The organism is Chitinophaga filiformis (assembly GCF_021646545.1).
GTDB lineage: Bacteria > Bacteroidota > Bacteroidia > Chitinophagales > Chitinophagaceae > Chitinophaga > Chitinophaga filiformis_A.
Genome location: NZ_JAKIRP010000027.1, coordinates 40,368 through 56,473, shown reverse-complemented (window position 1 = coordinate 56,473; position 16,106 = coordinate 40,368). Strand labels below are relative to the sequence as shown.

Annotated in this window: 9 protein-coding genes; 7 read left to right on the top strand and 2 right to left on the bottom strand. The window is 44.7% G+C overall.

The features are described from left to right. The first annotated feature begins 136 nt into the window (after window positions 1-136). From L3C95_RS34505 to L3C95_RS34485, 5 genes are all read left to right on the top strand, one after another. Complete coding sequence (locus tag L3C95_RS34505; protein WP_236395224.1) at window positions 137-2,650, top strand: XrtN system VIT domain-containing protein; 2,514 nt, start codon at window positions 137-139, stop codon at window positions 2,648-2,650. After that, on the top strand, window positions 2,647-4,008 hold the full coding sequence (xrtN, locus tag L3C95_RS34500) for an exosortase N (protein WP_236395223.1): 1,362 nt from the start codon (window positions 2,647-2,649) through the stop codon (window positions 4,006-4,008). The genes L3C95_RS34505 and xrtN overlap by 4 nt, the downstream gene beginning before the upstream one ends. Before the next feature lie 125 nt (window positions 4,009-4,133). Further along, window positions 4,134-4,574: a GNAT family N-acetyltransferase gene (locus L3C95_RS34495; RefSeq protein ID WP_236395222.1), complete on the top strand. Its 441-nt coding sequence runs from the start codon at window positions 4,134-4,136 to the stop codon at window positions 4,572-4,574. Between the two features lie 154 nt (window positions 4,575-4,728). Beyond that, window positions 4,729-5,157 (top strand): SRPBCC domain-containing protein, encoded by a 429-nt coding sequence (locus tag L3C95_RS34490; RefSeq protein WP_236395221.1) that lies wholly within the window; start codon window positions 4,729-4,731, stop codon window positions 5,155-5,157. 368 nt (window positions 5,158-5,525) lie between these two features. Further along, a complete protein-coding gene (locus L3C95_RS34485; RefSeq protein ID WP_236395220.1) occupies window positions 5,526-8,258 on the top strand; it encodes a response regulator in 2,733 nt (910 codons plus the stop codon). A 38-nt stretch (window positions 8,259-8,296) separates the two neighbouring features. On the opposite strand, the gene L3C95_RS34480 is transcribed toward L3C95_RS34485, so the two are convergent. Together L3C95_RS34480 and L3C95_RS34475 are read right to left on the bottom strand one after the other, a co-directional pair. Further along, window positions 8,297-9,142 (bottom strand): hypothetical protein, encoded by an 846-nt coding sequence (locus L3C95_RS34480; protein WP_236395219.1) that lies wholly within the window; start codon window positions 9,140-9,142, stop codon window positions 8,297-8,299. A gap of 11 nt (window positions 9,143-9,153) precedes the next feature. Next, on the bottom strand, window positions 9,154-14,829 hold the full coding sequence (locus L3C95_RS34475; RefSeq protein WP_236395218.1) for an alpha-2-macroglobulin family protein: 5,676 nt from the start codon (window positions 14,827-14,829) through the stop codon (window positions 9,154-9,156). Between the two features lie 108 nt (window positions 14,830-14,937). Here L3C95_RS34475 and L3C95_RS34470 point away from each other — a divergent pair, with 108 nt between their 5' ends. Together L3C95_RS34470 and L3C95_RS34465 are read left to right on the top strand one after the other, a co-directional pair. Next, on the top strand, window positions 14,938-15,501 hold the full coding sequence (locus L3C95_RS34470; RefSeq protein WP_236395217.1) for a helix-turn-helix domain-containing protein: 564 nt from the start codon (window positions 14,938-14,940) through the stop codon (window positions 15,499-15,501). A 189-nt stretch (window positions 15,502-15,690) separates the two neighbouring features. Further along, window positions 15,691-16,062 carry a hypothetical protein gene (locus L3C95_RS34465; RefSeq protein ID WP_236395216.1) on the top strand — a complete coding sequence of 124 codons (372 nt, stop codon included), beginning with the start codon at window positions 15,691-15,693 and terminating at the stop codon, window positions 16,060-16,062. Window positions 16,063-16,106 lie beyond the last annotated feature (44 nt).

Below are 16,106 nucleotides of genomic sequence, written 5' to 3'. Positions count from 1 at the left end.
TATGAATCATTTTCTTTTGTTTACTTTGTACTTCAAAGTATATGATAAATCGCTAAACGGGCTACAGCCTGTTTTTTTATCCTTATATTCTTTGTAATACAAAGTGCTTTATTTTATGGGTAAACAAACTATACCTTTGAAAATTATAAGAAAGCGTCTTAATGATAGGATCTATCGTACAGGGTTAATTCTCCTCGCCATTACGCTGATCATATTTCTCATTCCCGAGTTGTTGTCAATAGAAGAGCCGATAGCATGGTTCTTTCTCAACCATGCTATCACAGTCGGATACTTTTTCACCCTGTGGATTAGTGGCCGCCTGCGAAAGGGCAGGGAAGGGCTGCATCCTTTTTTTCTTTTCCTGTTGATGTTCCTGGTCAGTGCATATGCCTTGAACCGCCTGATCCCGGTCTTTGAAGTATCGGCCACCTGGTATGCTGTGACAATCGTCCTTTGTTCTGTCAACTATGTCGCTTTTGCCTTTATTCGTATCGTGCCTGTTCCTGTGCGTATGGCGATGTTCTTCCTGTTAGGATTGTCCCTGTGCTGTTACCTGTACATGACTATATATATCGCGCCTTTTACAGGGCTTGGACTGCTCGCTTCCTTTCTGTTTGGGATTTCCCTGCACGCACTGGTGCCTCTCCTGTTTTTTTTATACACGATCCGCTTATTCCGTCGTACAGATGCCCGAAGACGGCCATATAAACTGGCCTTCTGGTCTGGTATCAGTATAACGGTGCTGGTCGTACTGGTATATACAATACTTTGGAGAATGAATGTGGTGCAGATGAATACTGAATATAGCCGTTGGAACGACCAGCGTGGGGACAAATATTTACCCGCCTGGTTACACGTTGCAGCAAATATGACCCCTAATCTGGTTACAGAGAAAGTCCTCAAAGCAGAAATGGTGTACACTACATTCGACGGATGGGAAAGGAGCTTTTTCAACTTCGGTTCTTCACTTAACTGGAACGAGGCACGCAAACATGATCCGCTTGTAACGATCGCATCATTACTGGCAGGGACCGCCCAAATGGATCGCGAAGAACGTATACATATACTGAAATCCCTGTACGACTCCCGGTACGAGGCGGAAGAGCGTTTATGGTCAGGGGAGGACCTGCAGACGACACATGTGCAGACTTCAGCGCATATCTGGCCGCGTTTAAGAATGGCGTATACTGAAAAAACAGTGAGTGTAAAAAATAGTCTTATCACAAGATGGACAAATCGTCAGGAGGCTATTTACATCTTTCATCTCCCCGAAGGCGCAGTTGTATCATCATTGTCCCTCTGGATCAATGACAGGGAGGAAAAAGGTATCCTCACAACAAAGGCAAAAGCAGACAGTGCATATAAAACCATCGTGGGAGTGGAAAACCGCGACCCCTCAGTGGTACATTGGCAGGAGGGAAATACGGTTACGGTAAGGGTATTTCCTGTGGTGAGTGGGGAAGAGCGTCAGTTCAAACTGGGCATAACAGCACCTCTCTCCCTGGAACATGGCACCCTGATATACCGCAACATTTATTTCGATGGTCCTTCTACCGCCAGCACAGGAGAAGACGTAGATATCTCATTCGAAACGCCGCCTGCTGATCTTCAACGATCAGGTATGTTCAGTAAAGGGAAGGACGGCCTGCTGACTGCTTCCGGTCCTTACCGGGCCGACTGGCAGGTCTCTTTTAAAGACGAAGGACTGGCACATCAGCTTTTCAGCGAGAATGGTAATGTGTTTTCAGTAGCTCAATATAGAAAAGAACTTGCTGCTGCCGATATCTCGGATGTTTACCTGGATATCAATAACGCCTGGAGTAAACAGGAGTATAATAGTGTACGCTCCTTACTGGGGAATAAACGTGTCTGGGCATACGTCGACGAAAAGATGGAACAGATAACAGATTTAAATAGTTCCGACCTGTTTGAACAGGCTACTGAAAGCAGATTCAGCCTGTTTCCGTTTTTCCAGGTTTCCCAGCCAGCAAATGCAATGGTCATTACTAAAGGAGTAGCTAATTCTCCCTCAGTTGACGATCTGGGAGATGCCCGTTTCATGGAGGAATTGAAAAAATGGCTTGCAGATGGTCAGCATGTTATGCTGTACAACCTGGGAGGGGAACTTTCTCCTTATCTGCGCACACTAAAAGAATGCCGGACCTTCCGCTACGATCATGGAGATATCGCAGCCCTGAAAGGATTACTGGACGATCACCGTTTTCCGGCCAGCATAGAAAACGACCAGCGTATAGTGATAGAATCTGCAGGTATGACAATCAGTGAAACGCCCGGTACGGAGGTTTCTACAGCCCCTGATCACCTGCAACGCCTGTTCGCCTACAACCATATCATGCAGGCTATGGGGCCACGCCTGTTGACGAAAGGGGAGGAGAGCGATACGTTGGTGGCAGAAGCAGCAGCATCTTATATCGTGACGCCATTATCGAGTCTGGTGGTGCTGGAGAAACAGGAAGATTATGAGCGGTTTAATATCAAAGATAGTAACAACAGCCTTAAGAATGCATCTCTGCAAGGTAAAGGCGCCGTACCTGAACCACATGAATGGGCATTGATAGTGATCGGACTCTTACTGATCGCATACTTAAAATTCAGGCCTGTTTTATTCAAACGTACTGCCAAAATATGAGCAAGGGGATCTTTTCATTAATAATTGGCGTATTACGCGCGTGCAGGTGTTGGCCACTGATAGCAGCAGCTTGTTATGGACTTGTTTTTCTCGTCGGTTTGCATGGTTACCTGGTTTGGGATACGACAAAGGCTATTCTGGGTACTGCAGCATTGTTTTTCACTGCATCATTTAATACCAGTGAGCGGGGAAGTACACGCTATTTTTTCATGGCACTGGCGTCCTTGTTATTATATCTGCTTGTACCAGCCAAGACATTCCTGTGTATCTCCTGTTTGTGCGGCTGCCTGTTCATGATCGAGACATTTCATGGACGTATGAACTTCCTGCCGGTGCTGGTATTGGCGATTATGTCACCATTGTTTGAATACGCCACGAATGTATTCAGTTTTCCTATCCGTCTGTCGCTGACAGGTTGGGCCGGAAATGTCATTCGTATAACGGGGCAGGAGGTAAGTGTACAGGGAAATATGATCACCTGTAATGGTAATGACTTCTCCGTGGATCCTGCCTGTATGGGCTTGCAGATGATGGTAACCGCATCATTATGTGGGATGATCCTCATAGGTTTTTATCAGCAGCAATATAAAAAAGTACTGAGCGTATGGTTCGTATTGTTAATCTTAGTGGGAATGATACTGATGAATGTAGTGTCCAATCTGCTCCGTATTATCTTCCTGGTATGGTTCAGTATCATGCCTGGTACGATGATGCATGATATAGCCGGTATCATGTGCCTGATGCTTTATGTGCTTGTACCCCTGTTGTTCCTGTCACAATGGACAGTGCGCAAATATGGAAAACCCGTACAGCTGCACAGAAAGCGTTATGTGCTTCGTTCGGCTGTAAAGCTGTTCCTGCTCAACATATCCTTACCTGCGTGCCTGCTGATCGTATTCATCATCAATAAACCAAGAGAAAAGGACCTGCAGGTCTTATCGCATGTACCTGCCATGCCAGGGTATGCGGTACAATCTTTACCGGGCAATATTATCAAGTTACAGAACGATACACTGTTGGTATACATCAAACATATTCCAGCCAGCTACTATACAGAACATAATCCCATGATATGTTGGAGAGGCAGCGGATATGAGTTCTACAAAGTGGAGGAAAAACTCATGGGGAAACATACCATCTATACCGCCTTGCTGCAACAGGAAAAAGACAGGCTGTATACAGCGTGGTGGTATGACAATGGGTTAGTATCAACAAGCAGCCAGTTACAATGGCGATGGGATGTGCTCCTCGGAGCGCATCCCTATTCCCTGGTCAATGTTACCGCCGGTTCAGAACAGGAACTCCAGGTGGCGGTAAATGAAATACTCAGTAAGAAATGTCTATCAGTTTATTTGTAAAATAACAGTCATCCAGTTGAAATTGCTGCTTTATTATATATGCGCTACTTCGCATATTGACGACAAATTCTTATTTCTTCCGCTGATAGATTTAATTTTGCGGAGACCTGATATAAATACAAGATATGTTCACAGAAAAGCTCGTCGCACGAATAATAGCCTGTCCGGGACCCGATTATGACCAGGAGATCAAACTGAGAAATGAGATACTTCGTAAGCCCCTTGGTATGAACCTGCTCAATGAAGACCTGAGCAAAGAAGTAAACGATATTCATATTGGCCTGTTCCGTGGCCAGGAGCTGATTGGAACGTTAATCCTGACGCCCGGCCAGGGATACGTAAAAATGCGGCAGGTGGCCGTAGCAGAAACCGCCAGGGGAATTAATGCCGGCACCCAAATGGTGCAGTTTAGTGAACAGGTGGCCCGTGAAAAGGGATTTTCCCGTATCGAGCTCAATGCCCGCCTGGAAGCGGTTAAGTTCTACCTGAAAAACGGTTATACCACAGTGGGCGATCAGTTCACAGAGGTGGGTATCCCACATTTTAAGATGATCAAGGAACTGTAAATCGGTTGCCCGTCCCGGCAGACATGCCTGGTACCAATATTGTTGACCCAACCGGAAGCACAAAAATATTTCTGTAACCAAAAGGTTTCCTTTATATTTGTAACCGATCGGTTATATAATAATCTATTCCCCTAAAATTCTAAATCATACAGTAATGAGAAGCGAACCATTTGTAATCGAAAGAACTTATGATGCGCCGGTGAGAAAAATCTGGGATGCTATTACCAATAAGGACCAGATGAAACAGTGGTATTTCGATATTCCTGAATTCAAGGCAGAGGTAGGGGCAGAATTTAGTTTTACAGGTGGCGATCCCGAGGGACAACAATTCCTGCACCTTTGCAAGGTTACAGAGGTGGAACCAGACCGTAAACTTACTTATAGCTGGCGCTATGACGGATATGAGGGGAATTCATTTGTGACGTTCGAACTGTTCCCGGAAGGAGAAAAAACACGCGTAAAATTGACGCATGCAGGGTTGGATACTTTCCCTGCCATCTCAAGCTTCGCGAAGGAGAATTTCGCGATGGGTTGGACGGAACTGATAGGTACTTTGCTCAAGGAATTTGTAGAGAAAGCATAAAAACTCATAATATAATCTTATACGGGTGAGGGGTTTGCTCATAGCATACCCTTTGCCCGTATTGTGTTTAACCCGTCCGTTGTATTACTACGCTTCGCTGTTTACCTTCAATGGACGCTCCTGGTATACGACCTGGTACCACTCAGGTACTACTCCTTAATGCACCTGGGCTTCTATGCCCGGTAACAGCCCCTTCAATACCTCATCTGCTTGTCAACCAATGGTCTGCCACAAAAGGGGGATCTTTTTCGTTTACTCACATAGACGGAATTTACGTATCTTCATAAGACTACATTAACAGGCTTTTACACCAGAACAGGAAAAAAGTGAACAGCATTTATTTCATCCACAGTGAAAAGCTTTAGTGTTTGAATGCAATACTACAGGAAAAACTGAATAGACAGACTGAACTAGCCTCTCTTATTTGCAATGTACAGGTAGCAACGATCTCTATCATCGATGATCAACAGCAGTCCGTTGTCGTTGCATCCGGCATTCCCATTACGGCAAAGGAAGCGGCTTTCCACATTACTTACGATCTGATTTCTTCTTCGGGAGAGCTACTGGGCACTTTATCACTGATGGATAAGGCGCCCCGGCACCTTAATGCCCGGCAGCAGAAGCTAATGAAGATCATCGTCAGTGACATCACTGCAGAGATCATCGATCACAATCGACGGGAAGCATTACAGAACAGCGAACGCTATTTTCGCGCTTTCTTCGAACTGGAGAAAGACCTGAAGCGTACCCGGGAAATACTGGAACGCACCAGCCAGTTATCACGTATAGGCGGATGGGAGGCAGACCTTGTCAACAAGGACATGTTCTGGTCTGACGTTACAAAAGAGATCCATGAGGTACCGGCAGATTTTAATCCTACTTTATCAGCCGCAGTGGGATTTTATAAAGAAGGGGAAAGCCGTAAAAAGATCACTGCTGCACTCAAGGACATCATTGAAACGGGGCAACCCTGGGATCTCGAATTGCAGATCGTTACTGCCATGGGTAAGGAACGATGGGTAAGAGCCATCGGTAATGCTGAATTTGAGAACGGCAAATGTAAAAGGCTATACGGTACTTTCCAGGACATCTCCGTCTCCAAAGAAACAGAACAGGAGCTGATCTCCCAGAAGGCCAGTCTGGCGGCCGCCAAGCAACAGGCGGAACAGGCCAATATGGCCAAGTCGGAATTCCTGGCCAATATGAGCCATGAAATCCGTACTCCCCTGAACGGAGTAATCGGCTTTACAGAGCTGGTACTGCAAACAGACCTTAACGAAACCCAGCATCAATATCTCTCTATTGTAAATCAGTCGGCCAATGCACTGTTAAGCATCATCAACGATATCCTCGATTTCTCAAAGATAGAATCTGGCAAACTGGAACTTGATATTGACAAATATGATCTTTATGAGTTCAGCAGCCAGGTAAGTGATATTGTAAGTTATCAGGCTCAGCACAAAGGTCTTGAAATGCTGTTGAATGTTGCTACCAACCTGCCTCGCTTTGCCTGGTTCGACGAAGTGCGCCTGAAACAGATTCTCATCAACCTCCTCGGAAATGCTGTGAAATTCACCAGTAATGGTGAGATCGAATTAAAAGTCACCCCGCTCGAAATGAAAGGGGACGGCAGGGCCAGGATCAGGTTTGAAGTAAGAGATACTGGCATTGGCATTAAACCGGAAAAACAATACAAGATCTTTGAAGCCTTCCGCCAGGAAGATGCTTCCACTACCAAGAAGTACGGTGGTACAGGATTGGGGCTTACTATTTCCAATAAGCTACTGGCCCTGATGGGGAGCCATCTGCAGATAAAGAGCAATATAAATGAAGGCAGTACCTTCTACTTCGATATCGACCTGGCTACCGCCGAAGCTCCTGCCGATAAGTGGGAAAGTCTTGAAAAGATCCGGCAGGTGCTGATCGTGGATGATAATGATAATAACCGCACGATCCTCAAGGAAATGCTGTCGTTGAAAGACATCACCTGTACAGAGGCCCGCAGCGGATTTGAAGCCCTGGATACACTGGCCAGGGGCGACCGTTATGATGTTATCCTGATGGACTACCATATGCCTTATATGGATGGACTGGAGACGGTGAAAAAGATCAGACATCATTTCGGCAGACTACCAGGTGAACAAGGCGTGATCCTCCTGCATAGCTCCGCTGATGATGAAAGGATAATAAAGGTCTGCGATCAGCTGGACATAGGCTTGCGGATGGTGAAGCCTATCAAGATCAATGAGCTGTACAACAGCCTTTCCATGCTGATCAGAAAAGAAAAAAGGGCCAAACGTCATAAGCATGAAAAAGAGGAACAATGGATCGGTGGCAGGCTGAATATTCTCATTGTTGAGGATAATCCGGTGAACATGCTACTGGCCACTACCGTCGTAAGAAGGATCGCACATGACGCACGCATCTATGAGGCGCAGGATGGCATTGAAGCTGTTCGCATGTGCCGCGGAAAGACGCCCGACCTGATACTGATGGATGTACAAATGCCCGTCATGAACGGGTATGAGGCCACTAAAAAGATACGGGAAATGCCAGGTGGCCAGCGTGTGCCTATTATTGCATTAACTGCAGGAAACCTGAAGGGTGAACGGGAAAAGTGCATAGAGGCCGGCATGAATGATTTCATTGGTAAGCCATTGGCACAACATAAGTTGTTGCAGCTGTTCCGTAAATGGCTCACAGTGGTTATTGAAGAAGGCCCTGTTACCCTCACCACCGAACAGGAAGCGAAAGACACGCATTTTGATATGGGTACACTGGAGGCCTACCTGGTAGGAGAGGACAGATCAGTACTAAAACAATTATTGAAACTGACCATAGAGGAGCTGAGGTCTTCCATAGCAGAACTACAGTCAGCGGCAGCGGCTGTTGACATCCGTAAGATCAACCGTATCGGGCATAAGATACGTGGCACCTCACAGATCATTGGCCTGGCCAAGCTGGCGCGTATAGCCGACCAGTTGGATACGCTGACGGTCAAACGTGAACCAGAATTTGGTTTTCTGATGGAGTCCATGCAGGAAGAATCCCTGCTTGTGATAAGATTAATGGAGGAACAAATAGAGAAGATCGGGAATTAAGACGTAAATACATGCTTAACTCCCGGCCTCCTTTCAACTCAGTCTGCTGCATTCACAAACTGGTTAAACTTGGTAGTATAGTCTTTTCTGAGTTGCTCGTCCGTATCTGTAAAGAAATAACCGTGATAATCCCTGTCAAGCTGATAATGCTTAGACCCGGCCAGTTGTAATGTTCTGGAATCTACCACACCGATCAGTTTATCCTGGTGGAATACCAATACCGTACGGTAGCCAGGAGATGGATCGTCGGCTGCACTTTCATAGTTGTAATACTCCTTATAAGGCTTATTGTTATCAAGTGGCTCCAGCTGGAACTGTTTGATGAAAGGCTGCATATCAGACAATGTTCTGCCGGTATGTTCCTTCAGATAATTGGCGAGGACTGTTTCAATCACAGTACCGTTTTTTATCTTGTTTTGTTGCACAGCAGCATGAAATACACCTGTATTAACACCCTTGTCATTTTTGAATGTCATCTCTATTACCACATCTTCCAGTACTTTTCCTACTGTTTTACCATCTGCTATAATAGGCGAGCCCTTTTTCAACAGCTGTCCTTCCGTCTGTGCATCACTGAGTTCTGTTGTAACCAGTGTAGCTGCCCAGCCTTTCCTTGGAATGCCCGCCTCCAGTTGTACGTTGTCATTGACCTGTACAATAGGGCGGCCATTAACGGAATCAAGAAGGGTTACCGTGCCTTGCGCCCTTTCCCTGATGATCTTTTCCGGTACAGCTATTGGCGCTTCTGGTGCTGCTGATGCAGAAGTAGGTTCGTTGTTTTTCTCTACTGTTTGAACTGTGCTGTCGGCCTGTTGTTCCTGTTGTTTGTTTTCAACGCAACCGGCAAGGGTAAGCGCTGCCAGGATGTATAAATAGTGTTTCATGATCGTTAAAATTACTGAATATTAACTTTTTTCAAAGCCTCCCTTCCCATAAATACGGGGAAGTATTGCATTTCTGCTTTCGCGGGATTCAGGGAGTACCGTCCGGAATAGCGGGGCAATAAAGAGACATAGAACGTGTGTTTACCTGCCTCCAGCCGGCTGCAGAAAATGCTGACCCTATCCTTGAAATGTTCTCTGTGCACTTCATGGCTGGCCCATGATTGTGATTTGCTATTATAAGAACAGCCAGCAGGGATAGGGATTTCCACCAGTACATAGTCTGCGTGTTTTTGTGCTGTTACCTCTACCTTTAAGGTTACGGGCACACCTGCTTTTAAATCCTGTTGCGTCATGCCGTTATCGCCGAAAGCGGATGATACCGTAAACAGACCAGAGATCTTTTCCGGCTCCCTGTTGAAATATTGCTGATAGGCAGTGAAGTATATGGGCCGTTTTCCCTGCTTGCTGATACTTATTTTTCCCGGCTGTAAGAGTGTATCTGTATAGGGGAATTGGGTGATAGCTGTGCCGTTTATACTTAACGAAACAGGTCCTTTTGATTCATCTTCCAGTATATCAGGAAGGATTGTTTCGAGGATGAGCGATGATTCATATGTATTCCGCCAGTGTCCGTCTTTCCGTTGTTCGAGGAAATATCCGCGGATCCTTTGAAGTATTGTTTCGTAGCCACCTGCTTTGCGAAGAAGTTGATATACCTGTAGTGTTCTCTGGATGCTGTTGTCAAAGAGATCGTAACTTTCTTTACCCCAGTAGGCGTTGCCGAAAGCGGTATTCTTTTGACGGGACAGGATGGGTGATAGGTTCAGCGGTTGGCCGGTGGATCTTTGTAAAGCAGCCAGTCTGATGGTATCATAGCCATTGATGCCTGCCTGGGCGATGAAATGATCTGTATATGCCCGGTAGTCGATCTTTCCGCCAAGGTTGGCCAGTAATTGCATACAACCTATGCTGTCTCTTTCCTTGCCACTGTTTAGTTCATATACGAAATAATCAATAGCGACCTGCTTGTTAAAATCCGTTTTATATCCCAGCTCCTGTGCCATCAGAAGCGCTTCTATCACATGACGTGAGATCCATAATGATACCGGGGATTTCTCCCACCATCCCCAGAGTCCATTCGTCTTTTTATCATTGAGCCGCTTAAGAATGTTGCTGATATCCTTTTCTTTTCTAAAGTCCTTCTTTAGGTATGTACATATTTTCTTTTCCAGCAGATAAGCCTTCAGTTTGGATGCCAATTGTTCGCTGCAGAGGTACTTATATTGCTGTAACTGTGTGATTTCATCCATTAACACTGGAAGCAATGCAGACTCAGCATGTATCTGTAATGGTTCATTTCTGAGAGGTGTATATACAAGTGTTGTGTCATCGTAAAGAGCCGCAAACATGCCTGTTGTTTCAAAGGATCCTCTTTTCTCCACGGGAATTTTACGTTGTTCGCCATCAACGTATCCTTCTTTATTGATTTCGTATTTAAAGCTCATACTATCTGTTGGACTGGTTTCCGGTATAAGCACTGATACAGTATCAATAAAGGCGTTTTTAAAGCTGTTTGTGCGACTCTTGTATACGCTGTCGTTCATGCTGAAAGTATGTGTTGCCGTAATACTCTCCTGCGTATAATTTAATGCTTTGGTAATAATACTTACGGAGTCACCCTCAACTGTGAAGGTAGGTATTCCCAGATTGCCACTGAGCGATTTAAAGGAACGTATAAATGTTTGCTGTATACCAGACTGTCGTTTGCCTGTTATGGCAATAGCAAAGGTTTTCCAGTTGGTGATGTCATCCGGAAAAGTAACATCGAAAGATGCCTTGCCATTAGCATCTGTTCTAAGCCTCGGTTGCCAGAAAGCCCCATCCCGGAAATTTGTCCGGAGGCTGTTGGATGGCGGAGATAACAGCTGTGGATCCATTTCATCGGCTGCTATTGTTGTAGTGTCGTTACTATCTGTTAAAGATATATCAGAAATTTTATAGTTTCCGGCAGTTACTCTTGCACCGGCTGCTTTGCCGGCCAGTGCCTGGGAAAAATTGAGATAGCCTCGGGATGTTTTATATGTAGTGATGAGACTCGTTGCATACCCCAATGACCTTTTCTGTCTATGGATGCCTGATGCGGTTACAACCACTTCGTTTAACTGCTTACTGCTTTCGGTCATAGTGATTTTATAAAAATCATCACGGTTTAAGACTAGTTCTACCTTTTCGAATCCCACATACATTATGTTCAATGTGCCTTTGGATGTGACAGGAAGAGAGAATTTGCCGTCTACATCTGTCGCTGTTGCCGATCGGGTACCCCTCAGTATGATAGTCGCGCCGGGAAGCGGATCTCCCTTTGTATCGACTACTATTCCTCCGATTACCCTGGTGAGGTGAGCCATGTTTAGAGCTGTTTCATTGAAGCTTTCAGCTATTTTACTCTCATGGCCAGCCGCTTCCGTGGCTATAAACCATGGGTCAACCAATTGCCGCATTCTTTTTTCCAGGTTATTAATCAGGCTGTCATTAGGTAAAATGTTCAACGTGTCCAGTACAGAATAATGAAGATGATTATCCTTTAGCAGGATGCTGTCTTTGACAAAATACCGGTTACCTGTAAGTAATACCAATAGTCGGTAATAGCCAGTGTCGAGAGATCGAAATTCTGTTGTGTGTCCTTTGAATGACCTTGTAAAAGATGGATCATCATATCTGAAGAACAAAAAGCGTAGTACATCGGTCGTAGGATTGAGGTCCGGGTGTTCCAGGCGCAGCACAAGACGGCTTTTATAAGACTCTCTCTGATGAAAAGGACGGACAATATCTTTATTTCTAAGGTTATCATCCTGGCGAAGCTGTAAAAGGCTATCAATGAGAGTCTCAGTTAATGCCTGTGCTGCGAGACTGGTATCCGGATTATAGGAGTGAAGATCGTAATAATGAATGAACCCTGTCTGCTTTTGTTTTATTAGTCCTTTGCTGATCTGGAAAACGTAGTCTGGTTCAGGTGTAAAGTCCTGTGTAAAGTCGTTTTTTGATACGAGTGATGCATTTGCACCGGTTAATGGTCCTACTTTATATTGCCACCCAAGAAGTCTGTAATTGCCGACGATATTCTTCAATTGGAAAATCTGGCTCTCTTGTTTGATATATGTTGGATAATTGCCAAAAGTATTTTCCAGCCGGATCATATATTTTTCCAGGTTTGCGATTTCCTGTGCCGTCAGTTTTTTTGGCATCTTTTCAACAATGACGTTTTGCTGATGGATGGCGCTGTCAATACTAATGAAAGTTTTTACACCGGCAGCTATGACTGTGTCCAGCGTGATCCGCTGGTATTGTGTACGCATACTTATTGTATGTTTGCCTGCCGGCACTGTGATGCTGTAATGTTGTACAGGATCAGTCATACTGCAATAGACCGGTAATCCATCCACATATAAGATGTGGACCGGCTGTATACTTCCCCGTGCAAATACAAACGCGGCTACTTGTGTTGTTCCGTCCCTGGCAGGCTCAGTGTTTATGAACACCGGAGATGGATGTGTGAACCGGAAGTACAACATGGTGTCAAGTCCCATTCTCCTGCTATGTTGCTCCCATTGAAATGGCAGGGCCTGCGTCGTTTTTTGTAGTTGCAGATGCCCTAGCTCATAGTAGTTAGGTCCTCTTCTGTAGGGTGCTGTAAATGAAGGTACTCTGGGAGGCGCTTCATCGCTAAACCTGCTTGTGTATGCATACGCAGTTACGTCTGCATCTGCAACCGGTTCCAGGTACTTGTCTTTAACATTCACCGTGATCTTTGTGGTTTGACCTGGATAAACAGTTGCGGGAGCATCTATAGCTACGTTAAGGTTGCCTTCGGCACGAATAAGATAAACAGGAATACTGTGAAGCTGGTTACCCCAGATATAATTGAGATGCAATTCACATTGCTTTTTATTCCGCGTGGATGCTGTCCAGGTTAATGTGTCGCCGTAACCGTGATGTACGGCCCTTCCGTCGTCAAATGCGGTATACCAAAAGGGTAATTTGTGGGGATTCGTTACATAAACGACAGCTGTATCATGATGCCAGGATACTTCAGCGTCAAGAATATCATGGTTGTTCTTTAAGTAGTAGATCCCTTTTGCATTTTCGCTTTCTACCCGGTATGCTGAAAGGAATGGATTGATCTTGATGGCGACTGGTAGTCTGCTTAGGTAAGTCTCAATCGTGTCGTTGTCATTTACACCATAGATGTAAACCTTATTATCTGTTTTGAATTGTCTATCGGGCGTGATATGTAAACTGTCGGCCTGCAGATCGAAAGAAATACTACCTCTATTATAATGGTATTCCAAACTTAGTGTTTCTGTCTGGCGTTCATTGTTGCTGTTTGTAAAGATACAGTCTATCTGATAGAGCAGATCAGCCCTTGGAAATATACTGTCTGGTAATGTGACTTTTGTCTCTCCTAATGCATCCATAGGCCCGGTATAGCTCCATAGCGTATCGGGGATGAACATGTCTGTAGCATGGTGTTTAGTTACGATTGGTTTTGTGACAAATAGCTGAATCTGGCCATCCATAACAGGCAGGTCGTTTTCGTCTTTCGCCTGGAGATATACGGTAGTGTTTTCCCGGTTTGTATATGACTTTTTATCTGTTCTGGCAGTAAAATGCAAAGCATTTAGTTCGTATTCTTCAAATTTGAACTGACCTTTTATAAATATTTTGCGTTTGGCTGCGTATTCGTCATCGTCAAGGTCTCCATTGTAATTGTTAAGGTCGTATTTACGGCTGTCTAATGTTTCCAGGCTTATCATGTAAGTCTCATCCAGATCGATATCCATTCCGGAAGACAGTGCTACATCACAACTATATCCACCAGGTGCATAAGGTTGTAGCGTAGTAAGAATAGTGTCGACGATAAAATCCCGATCGGATAATCTCACTAAGAGGGGTCTGTCCACCGGTTTCCCTTTTTTGTCGGTGATGTATGCCTTAAATTTTAACGTGTCCCCGGGTTTATAGATAGGCTTACTGAAGACGATATAGCCGGTATGCCGGTTTTCATACGGTGTAGTCTGGTACCTGTAATACTTCCTGCTTTGCTTGCGACGTATAGCCTTTACAAAGTTTAATTTTCGTAGAAATTGTTGGAGCTTTTTTCTGCGGTAATGAAGGCTTTGCTGTAAAGGTATACAGTTCAGCATACCTTTGTAATATACTCTCAATAGACTGGCATTGCGATATCCAGCGAGCCACCAGGCGCCGGTGTGGGCTTCAAAGTGAAGTGTCCTTCCCTGCAATTTGACTTCTGCGTCTTTTATAAGATTTCCTTTTGCGTCGTGTAGAATTACAAAGAGATCATGGTTGTTGCTGCCGATCTTTGCATATACATAGGGTATATGCATGAATACAGTCTGCAACCGGTCATTTTCTGCAAATACCCTCAGGTAATTGCCTGGCGGTAGATTATCTGGCACTCCCTTGTCATGGGGAAAGGAATCTTTGAGTGTATGCAGGAAGGAGGCATTGATCCTGCGTACACCATTTTTGTAGATTTGTAATGTTTCTTCATTACTGATTTCATACAGGTACTCGTAGAAGCTGGAACGGCGTCCCTGGGATAATGGATGCTGGGCGACTGCTGCAAAGTATGATAACATGAGCAGCAACAATGCTAATTTTTTCAAAGGTAGAGAGATTAAATTATTATATCGAAAATAGTCCCTTCCCCGAAGATATGAGAAATATAAACAAGTTCATTTTATCACGTAACTTTGCCCCCTTAATGCCGATCAATGCATCTGTTTATAAAAAATATGGTTTGTAACCGCTGTATCCTCGTAGTACAGCAAGAGCTGGAGAAACTGGATATCCCTTATTCAAAAATAGATCTGGGAGATGTTGAACTGGAGAAAGCGCCTGCTCCCGAAAAGCTGGAATCCCTTGGAAAACAATTGCATTCCCTGGGTTTCGAGCTATTGGATGACAAGAAAACTACATTGGTGGAGAAGTTAAAGACCACAGTTATCCGCCTGATCCATGGCAGCGAGAATGAAACCCTCAACACAAAGTTGTCTGTTTATTTACAGGAGGCTTTACAGGTTGATTATCATTATCTTTCTACGCTTTTTTCTTCTACTGAAGGTATCACCATCGAAAAATATGTTATCCTGCAACGCATTGAGCGCGTGAAGGAACTGTTGCAGTATGATGAGATGAACCTTAGTGAAATAGCAGATAGTCTTGGATATAGCAGCGTGCAGCACCTGTCGCAGCAGTTCAAAAAGGTTACAGGACTTACGCCAACAGGATACAGGCAATTGAAAGAGAACAGCCGGAAGCCACTTGACAAGGTATGACGATATGGCCTTACTTTTTATGCGGGCAAAAGAACATTATTGAGTAGGCAGACTGTAATCAGCGATAGTTTTTTGAGTTTACCGGGCTGGCTATGACCAGCCCGTTCTTTTTGACCTTTACTAATAGATGAGCGGTATAATAATTGCTTGATGATGACGTTATTAAACCGGACAGTAAACCCCAGGCATATGTTGAAATTCACCTGGAACGAAATTAAACAGCCTGCCAGCATAATATCAGCTTACTTTTTGCTGGCAGGCATTTTTACGCTGAGCAGCTGCAGAACGGAACGTGGTTATGACCCTGCTCCAAGAGGAGGCGCCGAATACCGTTTTGAGGAAGGCCTGCGGAAAGAGAAGAACCCCCAATATCTTTTCGATAAAAAGACACGTAAGGAATTGGCTGAAATGGGATATCCTACGGGAGAGCCCAATGCAGCTCCCCCCGCAGAAACGGGAGGTACTAAAGTCGGCGGCATGCCGGTTAAAACTGACGCCAAAAAAGCTGTACCAGTTGACAGTATGCGTATGGATTCTGTTTACAAGGTCCGTCCACAATAACCCCCCTTTATTCCATTTGTTTGGTTTAATGTGAATTACTTACA

Excerpts from the sequence above, each read along its gene's own strand:
- xrtN (WP_236395223.1), top strand. The coding sequence starts at position 2,647 with ATGAGCAAGGGGATCTTTTCATTAATAATTGGCGTATTACGCGCGTGC.
- L3C95_RS34495 (WP_236395222.1), top strand. The coding sequence starts at position 4,134 with ATGTTCACAGAAAAGCTCGTCGCACGAATAATAGCCTGTCCGGGACCC.
- L3C95_RS34490 (WP_236395221.1), top strand. The coding sequence starts at position 4,729 with ATGAGAAGCGAACCATTTGTAATCGAAAGAACTTATGATGCGCCGGTG.
- L3C95_RS34480 (WP_236395219.1), bottom strand. The coding sequence starts at position 9,142 with ATGAAACACTATTTATACATCCTGGCAGCGCTTACCCTTGCCGGTTGC.
- L3C95_RS34470 (WP_236395217.1), top strand. The coding sequence starts at position 14,938 with ATGCATCTGTTTATAAAAAATATGGTTTGTAACCGCTGTATCCTCGTA.
- L3C95_RS34465 (WP_236395216.1), top strand. The coding sequence starts at position 15,691 with ATGTTGAAATTCACCTGGAACGAAATTAAACAGCCTGCCAGCATAATA.